The following is a 22,843-nucleotide window of genomic DNA, read 5'->3' as shown; positions in this document are numbered from 1 at the left end:
GGGCCCCCATCAAATTTACTTAATGATCAAGGTCATAGAGAACGTTGTACTTCAACGATCTCGAATACCTCGATTTGGTCACCGACCTTAACGTCATTATAGTTCTTAACGCCGATACCACATTCCATACCGTTACGAACTTCTTGTACGTCGTCTTTAAAGCGACGTAGTGATTCAAGTTCACCTTCGTAGATAACCACGTTTTCACGAAGTACACGGATTGGGTTAGAACGCTTCACCACACCTTCGGTAACCATACAGCCTGCAACCGCACCGATCTTAGGTGACTTAAACACGTCACGTACTTCGGCAAGGCCGATGATCTCTTGTTTGAACTCAGGAGCAAGCATACCAGTCATGGCCTGCTTCACTTCTTCGATCAGGTCGTAGATTACGCTGTAGTAACGCAGGTCTAGGTTTTCAGCTTCGATAACCTTACGCGCTGAAGCGTCGGCACGAACGTTGAAACCAACCATGATGGCGTTAGAAGCAGCCGCAAGTGATGCGTCGGTTTCGGTGATACCACCTACACCGCTACCTACGATCTTCACTTTCACTTCGTCGGTAGACAACTTAACCAATGAATCAGAGATGGCTTCAACAGAACCTTGTACGTCCGCTTTCAGTACGATATTCACTTCTGAGATATCGCCTTCGGTCATGTTGGTGAACATGTTCTCAAGCTTAGCTTTTTGCTGACGCGCTAGCTTCACTTCACGGAACTTACCTTGACGGTATAGAGCAACTTCACGTGCCTTACGCTCATCGCGAACAACCGTTGCTTCGTCACCAGCGGCAGGTACACCAGAAAGGCCTAAGATCTCTACCGGGATTGAAGGGCCTGCTTCTTTGATTTCTTCACCGTTTTCATCGCGCATTGCACGAACACGGCCATACTCAAGACCACAAAGAACGATATCACCTTGCTTCAGCGTACCTTCTTGTACCAGTACGGTAGCTACCGGACCGCGACCTTTATCAAGGCGAGATTCGATTACCACACCCGAGGCCATACCTTCAGAAACAGCGGTTAGCTCAAGGATTTCTGATTGCATTAGTACAGCTTCAAGTAGCTCGTCAACGCCCTGGCCGGTTTTAGCCGAGATGTGTACGAACTGTGTCTCACCGCCCCAGTCTTCTGGGATAACGTCTAGCTGAGCTAGTTCGTTCTTAACGCGGTCAGGATCGGCGCCTTCTTTATCCATCTTGTTCACGGCAACAATCAGAGGTACTTCAGCCGCTTTAGCGTGCTGTACCGCTTCTTTGGTCTGTGGCATTACACCATCGTCCGCAGCAACAACCAGGATTACGATATCCGTTGCCTTCGCACCACGAGCACGCATTGAGGTAAATGCCGCGTGTCCCGGAGTATCAAGGAAGGTGATCATGCCGTTGTCGGTATCAACATGGTATGCACCAATGTGCTGGGTAATACCACCGGCCTCGCCCGAAGCAACTTTAGCTTTACGGATGTAGTCCAGAGTCGATGTTTTACCGTGGTCAACGTGACCCATTACGGTTACTACCGGTGCACGAGATTCAGCTTTACCGCCTTCGCTGCGGTCGCTTAGTACTTTCTCTTCCAGTTCGTTTTCACGAACTACCACAACCTTGTGACCCATTTCTTCGGCAACTAGCTGTGCAGTTTCCTGGTCGATAACCTGGTTAATGGTTACCATGTCGCCCATTTTCATCATGGTCTTAACGACTTCGGCACCTTTTACCGCCATACGTGAAGCAAGCTCGGCAACCGTGATGGTTTCACCGATGCGTACTTCTGCTTTCTTATCGGCAACAGGCTTTTGGAAACCATGCTGTAATGAGGTAGGCGCTTTAAGCTTGCCTTTTTTACCTTTGAGCTTAACTGGTGCTTCAGGTTTTTCTTTACCCTTAGGCTTTTTCTTCTTACGACGCGCGCTTTTCTCTTCGCGTGCATCCGACTCGTCTTCCGCTTCACGTGCGTAGGTAGAGGTCGTTAGGTGGTGATCTGCCGTTTCTTCACGGCGTTTACGTTCCTCTTCCTCTTTCTTCCAACGCGCTTCGTTTTCTTCGGCTAGGCGACGAGCTTCTTCCGCTTGACGTTGTGCTTCTTCTTCGGCTTTCTTCAATGCTGCCTCTTCTGCTTCTTTCTGTAAGCGCTCTGCTTCATCACGTTCTTTCTGAGTTTGCGCCTCATCCTTTGCAGAACCTTTACTTTCTTTGCGCTGTGCTTCGGCTTTACGCTTCGCTTCTTCTTTGGCTTTACGTTCGGCTTCTTCTTTGGCCTTACGCTCTGCCTCTTCGTTCGCTTTACGCTCGGCTTCTTCTTTAGCCTTACGCTCTGCTTCTTGCTTGGCCTGTGCTTCGGCTTCAAGACGCGCTTGCTCTTGTGCTTCTAAACGCGCTTGTTCTTGCTGCTCTTCCAGGGCGCTTTTCTTAACGTAGGTACGCTTCTTGCGCACTTCAACCTGCACCGCCTTGGCCTTACCGGTTGAACCGGTCACGCTTAGGGTGCTTTTTTTCTTACGTTGTAAAGTCATGCGCTCTGGGCCCGAGGCGCCAGCCCCACCGTGCTGCTTAGACAAGTGATCGAGCAGCTGCGCTTTTTCCGACTCATTTACCTGGTCGCCCGCTTGCTTTTTAATGCCCGCACTGTCCAATTGCTGTAGCAATTTATCAACAGTTGTACCAATGTCCTCGGCCAGTTTTGTTACACTTACTTCTGCCATATTCTTTGTTACCTCCGTTAATAAATTACTCGTCACCGAACCAGCAAATATTACGTGCGGCCATGATTAGGTCGCCCGCTTCCTGTTCAGAAAGCTCAGTAATTTCTACTAGTTCGTCGATGCCCTGCTCGGCTAGATCTTCAAGCGTAACTACGCCCTTACTCGCCATGACAAAGGCAAGGTGGCGATCTAGGCCGTCCAGGTTTAATAGGTCTTCAGCCGGCTCTGCGCCTTCAAGGCTTTCTTCGTCTTTCAACGCTTTCGTTGTTAAGGCGTCTTTGGCGCGATTACGTAGCTCTTCTACTGTATCTTCGTCTAGGCCGTCGATCTCTAGGAATTCGCTGGTCGGTACGTACGCCACTTCTTCTAACGTTGAGAAGCCTTCACCGATAAGTAGCTCGGCAAAATCATCGTCGATGTCCAGACCTTCGGTGAACAGGGTGATCAGTTTGTCTGATTCGGCCTGGTTCTTCGCCTGCATGTCTTCAACCGTCATGACGTTTAGCTCCCAACCAGTCAGCTGGCTGGCTAGACGTACGTTTTGACCGTTACGGCCGATGGCTTGTGCCAGGTTATCCGCTTCTACGGCGATATCCATTGAACGCGAGTCTTCGTCCATCACGATAGAGGCAACTTCTGCCGGAGCCATCGCATTGATAACGAATTGAGCCGGGTTGTCATCGTAAAGCACGATATCAACACGCTCGCCACCCAACTCGGATGATACCGCTTGTACGCGTGCACCACGCATACCCACACAGGCACCAACAGGGTCGATACGCTTGTCATTTGATTTAACAGCGATTTTCGCACGTGAACCTGGATCGCGAGCCGCCGAGCGAAGCTCGATCATCTCTTCGCCAATCTCTGGCACCTCAATGCGGAATAGCTCCATCAGCATTTCCGGCTTCGAGCGAGTTACGAATAACTGAGCGCCACGAGCTTCTGGGCGTACTGCGTACAGAAGACCACGTACACGGTCGCCTGGACGGAAGTTTTCGCGCGGTAGCATGTCATCGCGGTAGATAACGGCTTCGGCGTTGTTGCCTAAGTCAAGAATGATGGCGTCACGGCTGGCTTTTTTAACCACACCTGTTACTAGTTCGCCTTCTTGATCCTTGTAAGCTTCAACCACAAGAGCACGCTCGGCTTCACGTACCTTTTGTACGATAACCTGTTTCGCCATTTGCGTGGTGATACGGTCAAACTTGATTGACTCGATCTGCTCTTCAACGTAATCACCCAATTGAATTTCAGGCTCATCGACCTGCGCTGCCTCTAGGGTGATTTCACGGTATGGGTTTTCTAAGCTGCCATCCTCTAGCGCTTCAACTACTTGCCAACGACGGAAAGTATCGTACTCGCCGGTTTTACGGTCGATGGATACGCGTACATCAATGTCGCCGTCATGTTTTTTCTTTGTTGCGGTCGCTAGTGCGAACTCTAATGCTTCGAAAATCTTCTCTTTGGGGACCGCTTTTTCATTGGAAACGGCTTCCGCCACCAACAGTATTTCTTTTGCCATAGGTATTGCCTCGCTTGCCCTATTCCTTCGCACTGAAATTAAAATTTGGCGATGATGTTCCCACGCTCAATGTTGCTGATCATGAGCATGTGCTCTTGGTTATCAACATTAATTGTGATCATATCACCGTTAACTGCTACTAAATCGCCCTTAAAATTACGGCGACCATCTTGTGGAAGCTTAGTTCTTAATCTGACTTCCTCACCCACTGCATTTTGATAATGTTCTGGTTTGAACAGTGGACGATCGACACCAGGTGAAGACACTTCCAAATCATATTCATTGGTAATGGGATCTTCTACGTCGAGGATCGCGCTAACTTGACGACTGACATCCGCACAGTTATCTACCGTAATACCGTCTGGGTGGTCGATATACACACGTAAGGTGGAATGACGACCGGCTTGAATAAACTCAAGGCCCAGGAGCTCGAAGTCTAATGCTTCGACTGCCGGAGTTAACATCTCGGTTAATGTTTGTTCGAGCTTTGTCACGAAACTTCTCCATAGAAACAAAAAAAGGGCTAAAGCCCCATTTTCAATACAGATACAACAACGCCCCGAACCAAGCGGGGCGTCACACTGGCAACATATACCTGAGTATATGCAACCTGATTTTCTGTGCGGCCTAGGGCCTAGCTTGGCTGCGGGCTATATCCGTACGATAAAACCGCTGCGACGACTTAGCAAAATCTCTTCTGCTAAACGCAAAACGCGCATTTCAAAGAATGCGCGAACATCACATAAGCAAGTAGAGTATAGCGCTCTACTCGTTTATAAATCTGCTGCCTGAAGGGTCACTACGAACCAACTTCATTCACGGCGACTATTATAGTGGCATGGCCGCTAATAAGCAACCTTAGTTAACCACTTAAGCCCTTACTAGCTGGGCCTTATACGCAAAAAAGCCAAGCTAAGTGCTTGGCCTTTTTATTTGGTGCCGTGAGCGGGACTTGAACCCGCACGAGCATAGCTCACCACCCCCTCAAGATGGCGTGTCTACCAATTCCACCACCACGGCTTAATTTTTTTAGTTTGGAACGTCCGGGTTATTAGAACCCTTTTCTTCCTCAACTGGAACGTCTGATGCAGGCTGTTCAACGGTTTCTACCGCCGGGGCTGCTTCCAGGTTTTCCCATTGATCGGTTTGCTTGATTTGACCAGCGGTTAGGTTACCTAACACTATGCTCAAAACGAAGAAAATCGTGGCCAGTACCGTGGTCGTTTTAGTCATAAAGTTACCTGCGCCCGATGAACCGAAAACGGTTGCCGAGGCACCAGCACCAAATGACGAACCCATGTCAGCACCTTTACCTTGTTGAATTAGCACGAAGCCAACTAAGGCTAAAGCAACAATTAAATAAACTACTAAAAGAATTTCGTACATTTAATTCTATCCTTTTGCACTTTCGCAGATGCTTATGAAGGCATCTTTTTTAAGACTGGCACCACCAATTAGGCCACCGTCTATATCCGCTTGTGCAAATAATTCACTACTGTTTTGTTCATTAACGCTGCCACCGTAAAGGATAAGCAGTCGCTGTGCAATTTCGCTGTCTAACGAAGCGATTTTCGCACGAATAAATTGGTGTACTTGTTGAGCTTGTTCCGGCGTTGCGGTTTTACCCGTGCCTATGGCCCAAACCGGCTCGTATGCTACCACAGATTGCGCCAGCGCAGCCACACCTAATTTTTCTATCACCGCGTCGATTTGCGCGCTGATAACTGATTCTGTTTCGTTTTGCTCGCGTTGCTGTTCGGTCTCACCAACACAAAGAACAGGCGTTAAACCTTGTTGTTGTGCCATGGCGAACTTAGCGGCAACATCTTCATTGCTCTCACCAAAAATATGGCGACGCTCAGAGTGGCCCACTAAGGCGAAGCTTGCGCCTAGCTCTTTAGCCAGCGAGGCTTGAATCTCTCCGGTATAGGCACCGGATTCGTATTCAGAGACGGTTTGAACACCTGTCACTACGCCCTGCTGCGCGCTACTGGCTACCAGCAATGCAGGAACAAAAAGAGCCACATCAACATCTTGGCCGGCTACGGCTTTAAGCGCGGGGGCCATGTCATTAAGTAGCTCTAACGAGCCATTTAACTTCCAATTTCCAGCCACTAGAGGCTTACGTGATGTCATGATTTACTCCATGTTCGAAAGCGGGCGAGATACTAACTCGACTCGCCCTAAGTTACAAGCAGTTATTTTTGTAGCGCCGCTTAACTGCTCACACTTTCAACAACTTGCGCGATTTTGCTGCTGTACTCAAGGACCTGACTTTGGTCCTCGGCTTCAACCATCACTCGCACTACCGGCTCGGTACCGGATTTACGCAGTAACACTCGACCTTTGCCCGCGAGCAACTCCTCTGCTTCACTTACCGCTGCCAGCACCTCTGGGCTTTGCGTTGGGTCGGTGCCAGGCTGATAGCGCACGTTGATCATATTCATCGGGTATTTAACAAAGCCGTTGCCCAAATCACGTAGGGTTTTGCTGCTAGTTACCATGGCGGCAAGTACCTGCAGGCTTGAAATAATGCCGTCACCGGTACTGATCAGATCAAGATTCAACACGTGACCCGAACTTTCTCCACCGATTTTCCAGCCTTTTTCTTTTAGCAGTGCCATAACGTAACGGTCACCTACCTTGGAGCGCTCGAAACCAATTCCCTTCGCCTTAAGAGCATTTTCTAAGCCCATATTCGACATCACGGTACCGACAACACCACCACCTAAAGCGCCTTGCTCATGCAGGGCACAGGCGATGATATAAACAATGTCGTCACCATCGAATACTTGCCCTTGCTGATCCACCATCATCACTCGGTCGCCGTCACCATCATAGGCAATGCCCACGTCAGCACCCTCTTCAACAACCTTGCTTTGCAAGGCGGCTACATCGGTAGCACCGCATTTGGCGTTGATATTCAGGCCATTGGGTTCACAAGCAAAAGGGATCACCTCAGCGCCGAGTTCCTGCATTACCGCTGGGGCAATGTGATAAGTCGCGCCATTGGCGCAGTCCAGCACGATCTTCAAGCCTTCAAGGGAATGACCTTGAGGAAACTGACTCTTACAGAATTCGATATAACGACCATCGGCACTCACCAAGCGACGGGCCTTACCCAGTTTTTCAGAAGGCACACATTCCATGTCCTGATCCATCATGGCTTCAATTTCGAGCTCAACTGCATCCGGCAGTTTCAAACCTTCGCTGGAGAAAAATTTAATACCGTTGTCATGGTAAGGGTTATGCGAGGCACTGATCACAATACCGGCTTCGGCGCGGAAAGTTTGCGTTAGATACGCCACCGCCGGAGTTGGCATAGGACCAAGCAAGACCACATCGATGCCCGCGGCGATAAGTCCGGCTTCCAACGAAGTTTCTAGCATATAACCGGAAATGCGGGTGTCTTTACCAATAATGACCTTTTTGGTGCCAATTTTTGATAGCACCTTACCCGCGGCCCAACCTAATTTTAGGGCAAACTCAGGAGTGATCGGGTATTGCCCAACCAGGCCACGAACGCCGTCGGTGCCAAAATATTTTCTCTTACTCATTCTTGTTACTCCTGTACTCTTATTCTTTCGGCTGCACGTCTGTGGGCCGCAACATCGCCTCATGCACTCGCAACAGGTCGACGGTTTCTTGAACATCATGAACGCGCACTATTGCCGCGCCCTTTTGCATACAAATCAATGCCCCCGCCAGACTGGCGCTGAGGCGTTGGTCTGCCGGTCGCCCCAGCAGTTGGCCAAACATGGATTTGCGTGAAAGCCCGGCTAATACCGGATAACCAAGCTGTTGCAACTGCTCAAGCTCGGCTAATAATTGATAATTGTGCTGCAACGATTTACCAAAGCCGAAACCCGGATCGATCATAATATGCTCGGCTTTAATGCCCGCATCAATACAGGTCTGGGCGCGCTTAGCCAAATAGGCACAGACCTCGGCGGTCACATCCTTATAATCCGGCGCTTGCTGCATGGATCTTGGCTGCCCCTGCATATGCATTAAACACACGGGAACGTCTAAGGTGGCCGCTGCTTGTAATGCGCCCGGTTCTTCTAATGCACGCACATCATTAATAATATCGGCTCCGGCCTGAACCGCCGCTGTCATAACTGCGGCTTTGCTGGTGTCGATGGAGATCACGCAATCTGACTGTGCGCGTATCGCCTCTATTACTGGGATAACCCGCTCAAGCTCTTCTTGTTCGATTACATCCGCCGCCCCTGGGCGGGTCGACTCACCACCGATATCAATAATGGTGGCCCCCTGCTCCAACATGGTTAGCGCTTTTTTGACAGCGTTGTCTAAGTCATTGTGCTGGCCACCGTCAGAAAAGGAATCTGGCGTGACATTGAGGATCCCCATCACCTGAGGGGTGTTAAGGTCTAGTAGACGACCTCGGGGTAAAGATAACATGGTTACTCTTCCCTAATAAAAAGACACAGCGCCCTGGAAACGAAAGTTCGGTGGGTGCTGGTATATAAGATGATCCAAAGAAGGAAAAGCCCCAATGTTTTGGGGCTTGAGTTTATTACTTATCGTCTTCAGAGCTTGGATTGTCATCCTGAGAGGATGAGGCATTTTGATCTGGTGCCGATTTTTCAGGCTCTGCTACTGACGGCTTTGCCTTGGCAGCTTTTTGGTCATGGGCATCGCTCGGTGGGCGAACCTCACGGCGAGCCATTAGGTCATCGATTTGTTTCGCATCTATGGTTTCGTACTTCATCAGTGCGTCTTTCATTGAATGCAGAATATCAATGTTGTCACGAAGGATCTGCTCGGCACGTTGATAGTTGCGATCCGAGAGCAGGCGAACCTCACTATCGATGGTTTTCGCGGTCTCGTCAGACATGTGCATGCTGCGCGAACCGCCGCGACCCATAAAGACTTCGCCTTCTTCTTCGGCATAAAGAAGTGGGCCCATCTTGGCACTTAGACCCCACTGAGTCACCATCTTACGGGCGATTTCCGTGGCACGTTCGATATCATTGCTGGCACCGGTTGTAACCTTATCATCACCGTAGATGATGGCTTCGGCAATACGACCACCGTACAGGCTGGAAATCATTGACTCCAGATGCTCTTTAGAGTGGCTCACACGGTCTTGCTCTGGCAAGTACATGGTTACACCCAGGGCGCGGCCACGCGGAATGATTGACACCTTATAAACAGGGTCGTGCTCCGGCACAATGCGACCCACGATGGCGTGTCCCGCTTCGTGGTAGGCGGTCATCTCTTTTTCTTCTTCCGACATCACCATGGACTTGCGCTCGGCGCCCATCATGATCTTGTCTTTAGCGGCGTCGAATTCGGCCATGCTCACCACGCGCTTGTTACCACGGGCTGCAAATAAGGCGGCTTCGTTCACCAGGTTAGCCAAATCCGCACCAGAGAAGCCTGGCGTACCACGGGCAATCACGGATGCTTCTACATCGTCTGCCAGTGGTACCTTACGCATATGTACCTTAAGAATTTGTTCACGACCGCGAATATCCGGTAGGCCAACTACGACTTGACGGTCGAAACGACCAGGACGCAATAGCGCAGGGTCAAGCACATCAGGACGGTTGGTGGCAGCGATTACAATAATGCCTTCATTACCTTCAAAGCCGTCCATTTCTACCAGCATTTGGTTAAGCGTTTGCTCACGTTCGTCGTGACCACCGCCCATGCCGGCACCACGTTGGCGACCTACAGCATCGATCTCATCGATAAAGATGATACAAGGCGCGGCTTTTTTCGCTTGCTCGAACATATCACGTACACGCGACGCACCGACACCCACAAACATTTCTACGAAGTCAGAACCTGAGATGGTGAAAAATGGCACCTTGGCTTCACCGGCCACGGCCTTGGCTAACAAGGTTTTACCCGTACCAGGAGGACCCACCATCAATACACCCTTAGGAATGCTGCCACCCAATTTTTGGAACTTAGATGGGTCGCGCAAGAAATCAACCAACTCGGTGACATCTTCCTTGGCTTCATCACAGCCGGCTACATCGGCAAAGGTGGTTTTAACCTGATCTTCACTCATTAAGCGGGCTTTACTCTTGCCGAAGGACATAGCGCCCTTACCGCCACCGCCCTGCATCTGACGCATGAAGAAGATCCACACACCTATCAACAACAGCATTGGGAACCACGAAATGAAAATGCTGGCTAACAGGGATTGTTCTTCAGGTTGAACACCCTTTGTGTTGACGTCGTTTTTCAACAAGTCATTCATCAAGTCTTCGTCATACATTGGCATGGTGGTTTGGAACCGCTCGCCACTGGTTTTTGTGCCGGTAATAGCGCCAGTGCCGCGATCGATAACGACTTCACGTACCGCGCCATTGCGTACATCCTTTACGAATTGGGTGTAACTCGTTTGTCTGTCGATGTTTTCCGAACCGTTAAAGCTCTGAAAAACAGACATTAAAACCACGGCAATAACAAGCCAGAGTATTAAATTCTTTGCCATATCACTCAAGGTGTTAACCTCTTGTATCTAAATTAATTAAGTTCAACTTTTCCCGACAACTGTACTACAGTTTGTAGCCCGTCGCTACTACATATACCTCGCGAGAGCGCGGTCTTGACGCATCGGGCTTGCGGATTTTTACGGTACGGAAACTCTCGCGTACGTCCTTGACGAACTGATCAAAACCTTCCCCCTGGAATACTTTGACCGCAAAAGCACCATTTTTCTTCAACACCTGGTGACACATATCTAAGGCCAGTTCGACCAAATACATACTGCCGGCCTGATCGGTACTCATATTCCCGCTCATATTCGGTGCCATGTCGGAAAAGACCACGTCGACGTTTTTACCATCGATACGATCTAGCAAGGCATTAAGCACCGCCTCTTCGCGGAAGTCGCCTTGTAGGAAATCAACGCCGGCCAATGAGTCCATGGGCAGAATGTCACAGGCAATCACCTGGCCATTGTCGCCCACCTGCTGTGCCAGATATTGGGACCAGCTACCGGGAGCAGCCCCGAGGTCCACCACCGCCATGCCGGGTTTGAGTAATTTATCTTTTTGCTGAATCTCTTCGAGTTTGAACACCGCTCTCGAGCGCCAGCCCTGTTTCTGTGCCTCATGAACATAGTGATCGTCAAAATGCTCTTTTAGCCAGCGCTTCGAGCTCGCCGAGTGCTTTTTATTCGTCATAAATTAACACGTAACTTAATAGTAATATCTGCTAGATGGCGTTAGAATACCCGTAATTCAAGCTCGAATCAGCAAAATTTATAAAATCTATGAAACTATCGAATAAACAAAAGCAGTATCTTAAATCCCTTGCGCACCCACTGAAACCTGTGGTTTTACTGGGAGCCAATGGTCTAACCGAGGGCGTCATCGCCGAAATAGACAGTGCTTTGGATATTCACGAGTTGATCAAAGTGAAGGTGCCAACCACAGATCGTGAGACCAAAGCCCTGATTTTTGACGCCATCGTACGCGAAACCGGTGCTCATAAGGTGCAAAGCATTGGTCACATCATTGCTCTGTATCGCCAAAGCGAAGACCGCAAGATTCAGTTGCCGCGCAACTAATCGCTTGGCGTGCCTTTGGCTCGTATCGGATAAAGAAAAAAAGGTCAGCAACTGCTGACCTTTTTTGTTGTTCAGTTCTTGGCTTCACAATTAGGCGGTACGTGGCAAAGCCAATAGCTGGTCGATAAATTGCGTGGTCAGTTCATTGATTAAGCCCGTTTCGGCATTGAGTAATAGGCTAAAGCCAACATTGAGACGCGGGATCACCACGATATCGGTTCTATAGCCTTGTACCCAACCGCTATGGTAGTAGATGGTTTCATGATCATACTGGTAAATGCGCCACCCCAAACCATAGTGCGCCTCGTTAACATGCTCGCCCCAAATGCGGCGACGACGCTCTTTTGAGGTCAGGGTATAAGGTTGCACTTGGGTTTGCAGCGCCGCCGGTGGCAACACACTTGGGTACATGCCCAATTGCGCCTTCAGCCATTGCACCATATCCGCGGCACTGGCATTAACGCCCGCCGCGGGCAGCACCTTATAATAGTTTTTCTTTAAACGCGCAGTACGCCAACGTTTGCTCCCACGTATGTGGGGATAGGCATAGTTTTCATCGGCTATCATGCCTTCATAACCTAAGCTGGCGTGACGCATCCGCAGCGGCTGGAAAATATCCTCTCGCATCCAGGTTTCATAATCTTTGCCGCTGGCACGCTCAATCACATCGCCAACCAAAGAAAACATCACATTTTGATAACCATAACACTCTCCAGGCTCGCATACGGGCTCTACTTTAAGCAGCTTTTCGACAATATCCGCATAGGACATGCGCGATTCTACAAGGTTATCGTAGGCATTGGGCACTAGGCCACTGGAGTGGCTCAGTAAGTGGGAAACCTTAAGAGTATTTTTATAATCCGTGCTACGCAGTTCGGGAATGTATTGATAAACAGGGGCATCCAGCTTGATCACCCCTTGTTCGGCCAGCTTTGCGGCCAGCGACCCGGCAAAGGTTTTCGATACCGAGGCAAGTCGAAAACGGGTATTAACATCAACGCGGCGCCCTCTTCTTACTTTGGTTTTACCAAAACCCAAGGCGATGGAGGGATAATCTGGGTGCACGATTGATAAGGCCGCCCCCGGCACACGCTTTTGCTTAAGCTGGCGCTCTAAATCGGTGACATAAGAATCCACAAAGCCATGCCATTGACGCGCATCGGTCCCCATGGAAGCGGCATAAGCCGGCACTAAACTGTTGAGGAAAAGACAGAAAGAAGCAACTAAACTCTTGGTTTTCATTATTGTTGTTTTAGTGTTAACAATTCAGATTGGGTAAATATTATCATGAACTTTGGGTTAAACTCACGTACAATGCTGTTCGGGTATACCTGAGTAGGGGCGCCCAGGCGCAGCGATAAGGGAAACTAAGAGTTATAAATAGTATGATGAAGAATTCTTTAGCACTGGGAATGCTTGGTTTGGCAATCCTGATCAGCGGGTGCAGCAGCTTCCAGACCACTTCTGTACAACAGACGCAAAGGGTTGCTATGCCGGCTAAGCCGAGCCTCAGTGAGCGCACCTATGTTCTTGAATACCAGGTTGACCATCAGCAACCACGGGTGAAATCCGTGCAGTTGCCTGCTCATCCGGTTAGACGTGGGCAAAGCGTGGTGATCGAAAGCGAGCAAGTGGCCCTAACAGACCGCCTGCGCAATCGCCTGGTTGCCATTTTTAACGATAAAGCGCTCACGGTGATCAGTGACGCCAAACAGGCTGACTATATTCTAAGCATCAACCAACTAGATATCAGCGAAGCAGACAAGGTTGATTATCGCCTAAGCAACAGCCATATTCTGGGTGATGAGCGCCTTATGGAAGAGTTTGCGCAGCAAGAATGCAGCAATATCTCCGGCTCGGTGAGCATGAAACTGTTTCATCGTGATTCCAAAGACGTGGTCTGGTTTGCCAAATCATCCCTCGATACCGCCAGTTTCCAACGCAACCCACTGCGCTATCAGCTGACCATCACAGATTACATAGATAATCTGCAGCAAGTGCAGGAATTCGTACAGACTCATAACTCACCAGACGCCCTCGCTAAGCGCGGCGAAAACCCAGCGCCTAAGGCACCTCAGTATAAGGTGGTAAGCAAAACCTCGGCGCTGGAAAAAGTCGCCGGTGCCTGCAATGACACAGAGGTGAGTGCCCTGGTGCCGGACCTGCACTACTACTTAAGCGGTATTTTGCTGGAGAAGATCAACATCAACTGAGCACAGGGGCTTGTCAACGCACGGGCAAGCCCATCTACAATTTCTTACAGTTTTCGGCGCCCAAGCAACCTACTATAAAATAAAAAGCCTGAAGCTATGCCAATTCGTACCCTACTTGTCCTGCTGTTTTTGCTTGTTAGCCAACAAACGCTGGCTACCAACCGCTATTATTCCGACAACCGCCTGGAACCCCAACCTGGCTTCAATTGGGATTGGAGCATAGGCGCCGGCTACTATATTGAAGACTCCTACCTGGTTGGTCTCGACTCATATGACGACGGCCTTGAGCCGGATCTAAACCTGGTTGTCAGCTACAACAACTTTTACCTGGATATCGACCACAGTCAATTAAGTGGCGGCCTGGTCATAGGTTACTCCCTCATAGATAAGTTTGACTGGGGCTTGGATATAGTCGGCACCAATGTGCAATCGGGGTTCGACGAAACCGGGCTAAAAATCTATGACCGCGATGTGGTGGACGAGCTCGCGGGTATCGACCGCCGCCATTACGATTTCGATGTGGGCCTAAGGCTAACTCGGCGCTTTGGCGACTCTCAGCTGTCTTTTGAATTGATGCATGATGTGACCGGCACCCATAATTCATGGATTTTTACCAGCTTCTTAACGCGCATTAGCCAATACCGAAACTGGGAGCTGCGCACCGGCCTGGGTGTTAACTACTATGGCGGCGATTTCACCGATTATTACTTTGGCATCGATCCCCATGAAACCACCGACCAGCGGCCCGTATACAAAGCCCATGCCTCCCAGTCCTTAGTCTTGGAGCTGCACGCCGAACATCCGCTATCGCAAAACTGGGTGTTTTTAGCGGGCTGGTTATCGACTTGGTTTTCCTCAGAGATCAGCGACAGCCCGATAATTTCTCAAGAATACCAGCATAAGGCCAAGGTAGGCGTACGCTATGTTTTTTAGAGTCTATGCGAGCCTTAGTTTACTGTTTGCCGCACCGGGTTGGGCGAGCAACACTCAGGGCGAAGCCATGCTGAGCTCGGCGCCAGGCCCATCGCCTAGCTCGGCACTGCTAAGTACCCCGAATACCTGTGTGGCGCTGCGTCAGGGACGCACCTGTTATTCCGATATCACCCTGAGCTGGCAGGTGGCCAATGAAGAGCGCTACTGTATCCGTCAAAGCCAGGCAACTCAGGTCCTGCACTGCTGGCAACAGCAGCAACAAGGTGAATTGGTACTGGAATTTGCCAGCGCTACGGCACAAGGTTTTGAATTGGTTCATGTCACCACGGGAAAAGTACTTGCCAGCACCGAAGTTCGGGTGCAGTGGGTATACACCAGTGGCCAGAAAAAACGGCGATGGAGGTTATTTTAATGAGTCAGCAGCCCCTTATTTTAGTGGTCGAGGACGACCCCTCGCTAAGCGAGTGGATGCGTGAGTTTCTTTCTCAAAACGGCTACCGCGTCGGCTTATGCGATAACGGCGCCGACGTCGAAGCCTACGTGCACGAGCATAGCCCGGATTTAATTTTGCTCGATATTATGCTCCCCGGTCTCGACGGGATCAGCGTCTGTACCCGCTTGCGCCAATTTTATCAGCAACCCATTATTATGCTTACCGCACGGGATGATGAGCTCGACGAGGTGATTGGCTTGGAGGTCGGCGCTAGCGACTACATCGCTAAACCGGCTCGTCCCCGGGTATTGCTGGCACGCATCAAGGCTAATTTACGCGATGTCAGCGATGACTCACAGCCACAAGCAGAGCCTCTGCATATTAACGTGGGGCAATTGCATATCGACACTCAAGCGCACCGCGTGACTCTGGCCGAGCAACCCGTGGAGCTCTCTCATGCGGAGTTTTCACTGCTCGCTTATCTTGCCCGTCACGCTGGCGAGGTTGTTGACCGAGACTCGGTGTTCAAAGCCATTAAGGGTCGCGAATATGATGGCTTAGACAGAAGCATAGATGTAGTGATCTCGGCGCTGCGTAAGCGTTTTGATGGTGATGGCGAGCAACCGCAACGGATCAAAACCATCTGGGGCAAGGGCTACTTATTGGTTAAAGATGCCTGGCATATGGAAGCCGCCGACTAGGCGACCAAGGTAAGCGGCAGCAATGAAAAAGCTCTATATATCCCTACTTGGCACGGCACTGCTGTCTGTGGTGCTGTTGAGCTGGCTGATCGACGGGATTGCCAACGATAATGATGAACACAATGATTTTAGTCAGCAGCAGGCGCTGTTGAGCGGCATGCTCTCCTATTTAGGCAGCTATCCCGCAGAGCACAACGCCAACGACTTGCAGAGCTTAACAGCCACTTTAATCTCGACCTAGGTTACGCAGCCAACAGCACCCTGGCCTTGCCCTCGCCCCTGCGCCAACAGCTAGAACACTATCAGGGCATAACCTTGGCCGATGAAGATGGCCTCTATTTGGTGCGCTCGGCAGAGCAGCTGAACAACCACCATCTCACCATGCGTCTACCCAAACCGGCCAGCACCCAACACGACCTGCTGCTCACTGTGTTGTTTTACAGCGGCTTCAGCCTGTGCATGTGGTTACCCCTTATTCCTTTAACCCGCCGAATTACCACCTTAGCCAATGCCGCCACACGCTTTGCTAAAGGCAAGCTCGACACCCGCATTGCTAAAAGCCGTTTTAGCTATACACAGCAGCTCGAGCACAGCTTTAACTCCATGGCCGAGCAGATAAATGCGCTTCTGGCCGAAAACAAACTGATGGCGTCGAGTCTCTCCCATGACATTCGCACCCCCATCGCCTGCCTGCGCTTTGGCCTTGATGCTGCCATGGACAGTGAGGACGAACAAAGCAAACAGGCCTACCTTAAGCGCATGGAAAAGGATCTTGACACCATGGAGTCCATGCTCAAAAGCTACCTCAGTTTTGCCGCGCTGCAACAGCAAAATATTGCCCTTAATTATACCCGCACCGAGCTTCTCCCCTATCTACAGGAGGTAGGTGAGCAGTTACTACCACAACTGGGCGATAAACAGCTGCACATAGACTGTCCCCGCGAATTGGTAGTGCATGGCGATCTGCATTGGTTGGCCCGCTGCATCCACAATATAATTACCAATGCGCTACGCTATGCCAATGGCCAGGTCGTTATCAGCGCCTACACCCATGCCCAACAACTATGCATTGCCATCGCCGATGATGGTCCCGGTATCCCGCCACAAGAACGCGCCGCAGTGCTTAAGCCCTTTTATCAAAGTGCCAAGCATCGCAACCAGGATGGCTATGGTTTGGGCTTGGCCATTTGCCATAAAGTGATGCTGTGGCATCAGGGCAACTTGCAGGTAGGCTCCTCGACAAAATTAGGTGGGGCACAATTCACCTTAAGGCTACCGTTGTAACACAGTGTTTACAACGCTCAGGCAATTCGGTAACGTGGCGACGCTCTGCAACTAGGCACTGCGCGGATAGATTGGAATTTGTCCGTATAGCGCGCTTTACCCTGGCTGCACAGCACTAATTACCGCTTTGTGCTTTTTATTTCATGTAAATTACAGTAGATTTAGGGCGCAGTTCACCTACAGAGAAGTATAATAATATGAGTGCGTCGCGTGGGGAGTTTAGCTCCCGTTTTGGTTTTATAATGGCCGCTGCCGGTTCGGCGGTGGGGCTAGGTAATATTTGGGGCTTTCCTACTCAAACCGCCTCCAATGGTGGTGCTGCCTTTGTGCTTGCTTATCTGGTTCTGGCCTTCTGTTTAGCCTATCCAGCATTAATGGCTGAACTGGTTGTTGGCCGCTATGGTCAAGCCAATGCCGTTAGCTCGCTGAAAAAAGTATCCAATCATAAATGGCAACATCCACTGGCATTTTTAGTTGGTTTTGGCGGCATTATTTGTGCCGGTATGATTTTAAGTTTTTATGCCATCGTGGCCGGTTGGATGATTAGCTATACCGCTGAACCCGTTGCCAAACTTGTAGGCGCTCCCGAGGCAGCAAACTGGCTAACCAGCCAATCTCTATCCCGTAACCTGCTTTTCGCCGGCGGCTTTATCGTGCTGACGGTGATGATCATCAGTAAGGGCGTGGAGAACGGCATCGAAAAGTGGTCCAAGCGTCTAATGCCGGCCTTGCTGGGTATTTTATTTGCGTTGATCGCTTATGTAATGAGCCAAGACGGCGCCAGCGAAGGTCTGCGCAATTACTTACTTCCAGATTTTAGCGCCATCTTCGAGCCGACCCTGTTGGTAAGCGCGCTCGGCCAGGCGTTTTTCTCCCTGTCGCTCGGTACCAGCGTGATGATCATCTATGGTTCTTATATCTCTAAGCAAGAGAACCTGGTTACCCTGGGTGCTTCGGTGACGCTTATCGATGTGTTTATCGCCTTCGTTGCCGGTCTGTTAATTATCCCAGCCATGTATGTGGCACAGGAGCAAGGCGTCCAGATTTTTGACGAGGCAGGTAAATTACTCTCAGAAGACACATTAGTATTCCAGGTACTACCGGCCCTATTCGATACCATGGGCAGCGCCGGTTTGTTTGTTGGCTTTGCCTTCTTCGCGCTTATGAGTATTGCCGCCCTGACTTCCTCTATTTCCATGCTAGAGGCTCCGGTGTCGTACACGGTAGAGAAGTTTGGCCTTGACCGTAAACCTGCCACCTGGACCATAGGTGCATTGATAGGCTCTGTCAGCACCATCATCCTGCTTAACTTTGAACAGCTTTTCGGCCTGGTGATCGCCATCACCACACGTATAGGTCAACCGCTGCTGGGCTTGATGTGTTGTATTTTTGTGGGTTGGATTTGGCACCGTGCGTCTTTACTTAAAGAAATCCAATCCGGCCACCCGGAAGCCGCTGACGGTTGGTTCTGGAAGATTTGGCCCTGGTACATCAAATTTGTATGCCCGGTGTGTATTGCCCTGGTGTTTATTAACTCGTTACGTTAATTCTACGTAATACTAAAAAAGGCCGCACTCGCGGCCTTTTTTATCACCCCTTTTCCTTAAATATGCCTTATAAAACAAGCTAATTGCTCGTTAGACGGGATGTACCGATTTTTCTATGCTAGCATTTGTTGGCTTTCACATTTGGAATAACAAACACATAACAAGGAAATACAAATGAAAGCCATTCTGGTTTTTTTATCTACCCTAGTTCTGACACTAGGCCTAAGCTCCGAAGCTAAGGCCGCAGAGTATGAAATCAACTACCCTAGCGCCAGTTCATCAGTGCCTTACCCGGGCCTGGACCTGAACATGGTAAAAAAGGTAAAGGTCAAAACATCGAGCTCAATTCATACGCCCGAACAATCACTGGATGAAGTCGAAATTGTTTTCGAAAATGCCACTAACCTGATCGTTAAAGGCTTTCAAAAAGAAGGTGGTTCATACAGTTATAACGGCTCTGAAGTATATAGAGCCGTAGCTCACGATGCCTGGGTGTACAGCAAAGTATTGGTCACCGTAACCGCTCCTGGTAAGATTAGCGGCGGTAAGGACCTTACTATCGACTTACAGGTTATGGAAATGACCAATGCCCTGAACGAGCTAAATTACTCGCACGGCCTGATGATATTCAACGCCAACGGAATTTTAAACGATGTCACTCCGATGACGGTCGCCGATGTTGAAACCATCAGCTACCAAGAGAAAGACATGACCCTCACCTTGTATCAAAAGCCCAAGTTTGACGAGTTCAATGGCGAAGGTTTTAAGATCAAGGTGAACTGGATGGGCAACGGAGAAAAAATCATTAACGTCCCTGCACCCATTCCGGCCGAAGAATACTCATTCTTTAAAGCGGCCGATTTGGAAATTCAAACGCAGACCTTCCCTGATGGCTTCACTGACCACCAGTTTAGGATCAAGTATCAAGACCCGTTTGGCTATACCCAAGAGACGCCGCTTGAGCCGTTAGCCCCATACATAGATCAGGCTTTCCAAACCTACCCCTAATCTATGAGCTATCCCCAACCGTGAGAGCCAAAAGCGGAGCCTAGTGCTCCGCTTTGTTTTGCCCCAAAGCATAAGACTCGCCTCAGTAGTAGAAATTAAATAACAGGTTTAACGGCCAACTTATCTAGGTTACTGAAGAAAAAATGTGCTTTGGCGTGTCGAATTAAGCGGCCATCCTTATATAAAAATTCATTTCTAATTTATTGAAAAATAGGAGGAAATGGACTAAAAGTAGAAAAACAACTGTTTCTCTTTTAGAAAAGCCAACAATAACATGAACAAACTTTGCTTCGCTGGCAGAGCATTCTGGATACCTGCAGCCCTATTTATGTGCGGGTACGGATACGCATCTGCTGCGCCTTCCGTAAGGAACGCGGACCCAAGTACTTTAGTAAGGCAACAAAACAGGCAACCTCTAAAACCAGTGGAGCGCGCCGAACTAGAGCAAAACCAGTTGCTGCCCACAACCGAGCGGACGCAGTCGACTGCAGCCGTATGGGTGCAGGCTTATACAGTTCATGGTAATACCCTACTCAACAAACAGCTGGTTGAACAGGTACTGGCTCCCTACAAGGATAAAAAACTGAGCACCGCAGAAATCCACCAAGCCGCCAATGCGCTACAGCAGGCCTATAGAGCCCAAGGTCTATTTGCGGCCCGTGTCATTATTCCAGCACAGGCCGTGAGTAAAGGGACGATTGTTTTGCATGTCTATGAAGGGTTGCTGGCCAATAATGGCGTTCACCTGGTGAATTCTCAGGAGCGGGTAGACAATGAGCGCCTCATCTCCTATTTGCAAAACAACATTACTCAGGGGGAACATGTCCTTGCGGATGACTTCGAGCGGGTCATCACCTTAATCGAACGCATTCCCGGGATCAGCTCTAAGGCAACGCTCTACCCGGGCGCCGAGGTGGGCACAGCCAATTTTTTAGTTGAGACCTTCGATGAGCCAAAGCTCGATGGCAGTGTTTATGTCAATAATTTTGGTAATTATTACACCGGCGAAGAGCGCCTGGGTGCAAATATTAACGTTAACAGCCCCACCAAGTCGGGTGATCTGCTCAGCCTTGATGTGGTAAGTTCTGGCTCAAAGTCGAATTACCTCCTGGTTCGTTACAGCAGGCCCTTGGGCGGTAATGGCGCCCGCTTTGGCCTCAGTGCGGATGCGGTGGACTACAAATTAGGTAAACGCTTCGCCGTACTTGATGCCAAGGGAAACAGCTCCGAATTCAGGGTGTTTGCCTCCTACCCATTTATCGCTAGCCGCCATAAAAGCCTTAATTTCCTCGGTGATTTGGTCCACCTATCTTCAAAAGACAGCGATAACTCTGGGCTTCTTTCGAAAAGGCGACTCAATGCGCTGCAACTTGGGATCAGTGGCGATCACGATGATGAACTCTTTGCCGCTGGAGTCTCCTACTACTCCTTTTCGGTGACTTACGGCGACCTGGACATTGCGGCAAATCAGGATTACATCGACTTTGATAACGCCAATGCACAAACGTCCGGTCACTTTAGCAAAATAAATTTTGAACTTGCGCGTGCTCAGCACTTAGGGGGCGCATTTTCTGCCTATTTTTCATTAAAGGGTCAGCGAGCCAGCGAAAACCTGGACGCGTCGCAAAAGTTTTATATCGGCGGGCCATATAGCTCGCCCGGCTATCCGGTCGGTGAACTGAGCGGTGATGATGCGACCCTTGTTTATGCCGATATTCGTTATGATCTTAACGTCCTTTATGGCGCGCAGGTCTCAGCCTTCTATTCATACGGCGAGGCAAAGCTGTACCACAACACCTGGCCAAATTGGCAACTAAATAACCCGACCCTACGCAATAAAATTAAACTCAAATCCTTAGGCCTTGGTGCCCATATCAACCTGCGTGATGACTTCAGCGTAAATTTAATTGCAGGAAAACAGGTGGGTAGTAATCTGGGGGCCGATGCCCTCACAGGTTTCGACACAGATGAATCGGACAGTGATTATCGCTTTTGGGCGCAAGCCATTTACAGTTTTTAAGGCCGCAATCATGAAAAGTAACCTAGTTTTTTTCACCCTGGCAATCGCATCAATCACTGTGGCCAAGGTAGCCGAGGCATCGCCTCATTGCCAAACGTCCCACTCCTGGCAGTGCCAGCAAAATCATGGGCAAACAAATCAGAATCCGCCTAATAGCGGCAATAACGCGGGCACAACACCGAATCCCGATCCGGTAAACCCGACGCTGGGCTCAACTACCAGCGAACACAATGTCGATGTGACCCCAGTTATCACTCACCCTTTGGCAGTTAAGAAAAAATACCATAAGGGGCCGAATGCCTACGGCCTAGGGAAAAAAGCGACGTTAAAGCCTCGGCCCTCTACTACGGCCACTTACAATTCAAAGACCAAGCCAACCCCTTCCCAACTTGTTGAGCCTGAACTTACTCAGGTAGCCGTGCCTACGCCCATCGAACAGAAAACACCGACGCCGACTAGCACCGGCTACCCGGAGCCCAATAAAGCCGATGTAGCCGTGCCTACGCCCATCGAACAAAAAATACCGACGCCGACTCGCACTGGCTATCCGGAACCGAATAAAGCCGATGTGGCCGTGCCCACGCCCATCGAGCAAAAAACACCGACGCCGACTCGCACTGGCTATCCGGAACCGAATAAAGCCGATGTGGCCGTGCCCACGCCCATCGAGCAGAAAACACCGACGCCCATTAACACGGGTGCCAGCACGGGCTACCCGGAACCGAATAAAGCCGATATGGCCGTGCCGACACCCATCGAGCAGAAAACACCGACGCCGACTCGCACCGGCTACCCGGAGCCCAATAAAGCCGATGTAGCCGTGCCGACACCCATCGAGCAGAAAACACCGACGCCGACTCGCACGGGCTATCCGGAGCCCAATAAAGCCGATGTAGCCGTGCCGACACCCATCGAA

21 protein-coding genes and 1 tRNA gene are annotated in these 22,843 nt (G+C 50.0%); 11 read left to right on the top strand and 11 right to left on the bottom strand.

What is annotated here, in order from left to right:
- Positions 1-32: 32 nt before the first annotated feature.
- The 10 genes from infB to rlmE all read right to left on the bottom strand — a co-directional run bounded on the left by infB (position 33) and on the right by rlmE (position 11,402).
- Entirely contained in the window at positions 33-2,708 is a 2,676-nt protein-coding gene (gene infB, locus C2M36_RS13580; RefSeq protein ID WP_105255354.1) for a translation initiation factor IF-2, read from the bottom strand.
- Between the two features lie 25 nt (positions 2,709-2,733).
- Entirely contained in the window at positions 2,734-4,233 is a 1,500-nt protein-coding gene (gene nusA, locus C2M36_RS13575) for a transcription termination factor NusA (protein ID WP_105255353.1), read from the bottom strand.
- Positions 4,234-4,271: 38 nt separating this feature from the next.
- Entirely contained in the window at positions 4,272-4,727 is a 456-nt protein-coding gene (gene rimP, locus C2M36_RS13570; RefSeq protein WP_105255352.1) for a ribosome maturation factor RimP, read from the bottom strand.
- 440 nt (positions 4,728-5,167) lie between these two features.
- Positions 5,168-5,253, bottom strand: a tRNA-Leu gene (locus C2M36_RS13565).
- 9 nt (positions 5,254-5,262) lie between these two features.
- On the bottom strand, positions 5,263-5,619 hold the full coding sequence (gene secG, locus C2M36_RS13560; RefSeq protein WP_105255351.1) for a preprotein translocase subunit SecG: 357 nt from the start codon (positions 5,617-5,619) through the stop codon (positions 5,263-5,265).
- 6 nt (positions 5,620-5,625) lie between these two features.
- Positions 5,626-6,369 (bottom strand): triose-phosphate isomerase, encoded by a 744-nt coding sequence (tpiA, locus tag C2M36_RS13555; RefSeq protein ID WP_105255350.1) that lies wholly within the window; start codon positions 6,367-6,369, stop codon positions 5,626-5,628.
- An 80-nt stretch (positions 6,370-6,449) separates the two neighbouring features.
- Positions 6,450-7,790 (bottom strand): phosphoglucosamine mutase, encoded by a 1,341-nt coding sequence (glmM, locus tag C2M36_RS13550; RefSeq protein ID WP_105255349.1) that lies wholly within the window; start codon positions 7,788-7,790, stop codon positions 6,450-6,452.
- A gap of 19 nt (positions 7,791-7,809) precedes the next feature.
- Positions 7,810-8,658, bottom strand: coding sequence for a dihydropteroate synthase (gene folP / locus C2M36_RS13545; RefSeq protein ID WP_105255348.1), 849 nt, complete (start codon positions 8,656-8,658; stop codon positions 7,810-7,812).
- 115 nt (positions 8,659-8,773) lie between these two features.
- Complete coding sequence (gene ftsH / locus C2M36_RS13540; RefSeq protein WP_105255347.1) at positions 8,774-10,708, bottom strand: ATP-dependent zinc metalloprotease FtsH; 1,935 nt, start codon at positions 10,706-10,708, stop codon at positions 8,774-8,776.
- A 64-nt stretch (positions 10,709-10,772) separates the two neighbouring features.
- Positions 10,773-11,402 carry a 23S rRNA (uridine(2552)-2'-O)-methyltransferase RlmE gene (gene rlmE / locus C2M36_RS13535; RefSeq protein WP_105255346.1) on the bottom strand — a complete coding sequence of 210 codons (630 nt, stop codon included), beginning with the start codon at positions 11,400-11,402 and terminating at the stop codon, positions 10,773-10,775.
- A gap of 89 nt (positions 11,403-11,491) precedes the next feature.
- Between rlmE and yhbY the strand changes: the two genes are divergently transcribed.
- Positions 11,492-11,788 (top strand): ribosome assembly RNA-binding protein YhbY, encoded by a 297-nt coding sequence (yhbY, locus tag C2M36_RS13530; RefSeq protein WP_105190062.1) that lies wholly within the window; start codon positions 11,492-11,494, stop codon positions 11,786-11,788.
- A 90-nt stretch (positions 11,789-11,878) separates the two neighbouring features.
- Here yhbY and C2M36_RS13525 read toward each other — a convergent pair whose 3' ends face one another.
- Entirely contained in the window at positions 11,879-13,030 is a 1,152-nt protein-coding gene (locus tag C2M36_RS13525) for a serine hydrolase domain-containing protein (protein ID WP_105255345.1), read from the bottom strand.
- A gap of 143 nt (positions 13,031-13,173) precedes the next feature.
- On the opposite strand from C2M36_RS13525, the gene C2M36_RS13520 reads away from it, so the two are divergent.
- The 10 genes from C2M36_RS13520 to C2M36_RS16835 all read left to right on the top strand — a co-directional run.
- The gene (locus tag C2M36_RS13520) at positions 13,174-14,001 is read left to right on the top strand and encodes a hypothetical protein (RefSeq protein WP_158678952.1); all 828 of its coding nucleotides are present in this window, start codon (positions 13,174-13,176) and stop codon (positions 13,999-14,001) included.
- 96 nt (positions 14,002-14,097) lie between these two features.
- A complete protein-coding gene (locus C2M36_RS13515) occupies positions 14,098-14,934 on the top strand; it encodes a MipA/OmpV family protein (RefSeq protein ID WP_105255343.1) in 837 nt (278 codons plus the stop codon).
- Positions 14,924-15,346, top strand: coding sequence for a DUF3019 domain-containing protein (locus C2M36_RS13510; RefSeq protein ID WP_105255342.1), 423 nt, complete (start codon positions 14,924-14,926; stop codon positions 15,344-15,346). The genes C2M36_RS13515 and C2M36_RS13510 overlap by 11 nt, the downstream gene beginning before the upstream one ends.
- The gene (locus C2M36_RS13505) at positions 15,346-16,068 is read left to right on the top strand and encodes a response regulator transcription factor (protein WP_105255341.1); all 723 of its coding nucleotides are present in this window, start codon (positions 15,346-15,348) and stop codon (positions 16,066-16,068) included. The genes C2M36_RS13510 and C2M36_RS13505 overlap by 1 nt, the downstream gene beginning before the upstream one ends.
- A gap of 22 nt (positions 16,069-16,090) precedes the next feature.
- Entirely contained in the window at positions 16,091-16,309 is a 219-nt protein-coding gene (locus tag C2M36_RS13500; protein WP_105255340.1) for a hypothetical protein, read from the top strand.
- 26 nt (positions 16,310-16,335) lie between these two features.
- Positions 16,336-17,352: an ATP-binding protein gene (locus C2M36_RS13495; RefSeq protein WP_105255339.1), complete on the top strand. Its 1,017-nt coding sequence runs from the start codon at positions 16,336-16,338 to the stop codon at positions 17,350-17,352.
- 197 nt (positions 17,353-17,549) lie between these two features.
- A complete protein-coding gene (locus C2M36_RS13490) occupies positions 17,550-18,899 on the top strand; it encodes a sodium-dependent transporter (RefSeq protein ID WP_105255338.1) in 1,350 nt (449 codons plus the stop codon).
- 174 nt (positions 18,900-19,073) lie between these two features.
- Entirely contained in the window at positions 19,074-19,907 is an 834-nt protein-coding gene (locus tag C2M36_RS13485) for a hypothetical protein (protein ID WP_105255337.1), read from the top strand.
- A 424-nt stretch (positions 19,908-20,331) separates the two neighbouring features.
- A complete protein-coding gene (locus C2M36_RS13480; RefSeq protein ID WP_158678951.1) occupies positions 20,332-21,927 on the top strand; it encodes a ShlB/FhaC/HecB family hemolysin secretion/activation protein in 1,596 nt (531 codons plus the stop codon).
- A 10-nt stretch (positions 21,928-21,937) separates the two neighbouring features.
- Positions 21,938-22,843, top strand: a 906-nt coding sequence (locus tag C2M36_RS16835; protein WP_442792659.1) for a hypothetical protein, incomplete at its 3' end; no start/stop codon positions are given.

It is taken from the genome of Pseudoalteromonas sp. T1lg75, from assembly GCF_002964705.1.
Taxonomy (GTDB): Bacteria; Pseudomonadota; Gammaproteobacteria; order Enterobacterales; family Alteromonadaceae; genus Pseudoalteromonas.
This window is presented reverse-complemented; position numbering and strand designations above follow the sequence as displayed.

Coding starts and splice junctions, on each gene's coding strand:
- tpiA (WP_105255350.1), bottom strand. CDS start 6,369: ATGACATCACGTAAGCCTCTAGTGGCTGGAAATTGGAAGTTAAATGGC.
- C2M36_RS13485 (WP_105255337.1), top strand. CDS start 19,074: ATGAAAGCCATTCTGGTTTTTTTATCTACCCTAGTTCTGACACTAGGC.
- C2M36_RS13510 (WP_105255342.1), top strand. CDS start 14,924: ATGTTTTTTAGAGTCTATGCGAGCCTTAGTTTACTGTTTGCCGCACCG.
- folP (WP_105255348.1), bottom strand. CDS start 8,658: ATGTTATCTTTACCCCGAGGTCGTCTACTAGACCTTAACACCCCTCAG.
- secG (WP_105255351.1), bottom strand. CDS start 5,619: ATGTACGAAATTCTTTTAGTAGTTTATTTAATTGTTGCTTTAGCCTTA.
- nusA (WP_105255353.1), bottom strand. CDS start 4,233: ATGGCAAAAGAAATACTGTTGGTGGCGGAAGCCGTTTCCAATGAAAAA.
- C2M36_RS13500 (WP_105255340.1), top strand. CDS start 16,091: ATGAAAAAGCTCTATATATCCCTACTTGGCACGGCACTGCTGTCTGTG.
- C2M36_RS13490 (WP_105255338.1), top strand. CDS start 17,550: ATGAGTGCGTCGCGTGGGGAGTTTAGCTCCCGTTTTGGTTTTATAATG.
- C2M36_RS13505 (WP_105255341.1), top strand. CDS start 15,346: ATGAGTCAGCAGCCCCTTATTTTAGTGGTCGAGGACGACCCCTCGCTA.
- ftsH (WP_105255347.1), bottom strand. CDS start 10,708: ATGGCAAAGAATTTAATACTCTGGCTTGTTATTGCCGTGGTTTTAATG.
- C2M36_RS13525 (WP_105255345.1), bottom strand. CDS start 13,030: ATGAAAACCAAGAGTTTAGTTGCTTCTTTCTGTCTTTTCCTCAACAGT.
- C2M36_RS13515 (WP_105255343.1), top strand. CDS start 14,098: ATGCCAATTCGTACCCTACTTGTCCTGCTGTTTTTGCTTGTTAGCCAA.
- glmM (WP_105255349.1), bottom strand. CDS start 7,790: ATGAGTAAGAGAAAATATTTTGGCACCGACGGCGTTCGTGGCCTGGTT.
- yhbY (WP_105190062.1), top strand. CDS start 11,492: ATGAAACTATCGAATAAACAAAAGCAGTATCTTAAATCCCTTGCGCAC.
- rlmE (WP_105255346.1), bottom strand. CDS start 11,402: ATGACGAATAAAAAGCACTCGGCGAGCTCGAAGCGCTGGCTAAAAGAG.
- infB (WP_105255354.1), bottom strand. CDS start 2,708: ATGGCAGAAGTAAGTGTAACAAAACTGGCCGAGGACATTGGTACAACT.
- C2M36_RS13520 (WP_158678952.1), top strand. CDS start 13,174: ATGATGAAGAATTCTTTAGCACTGGGAATGCTTGGTTTGGCAATCCTG.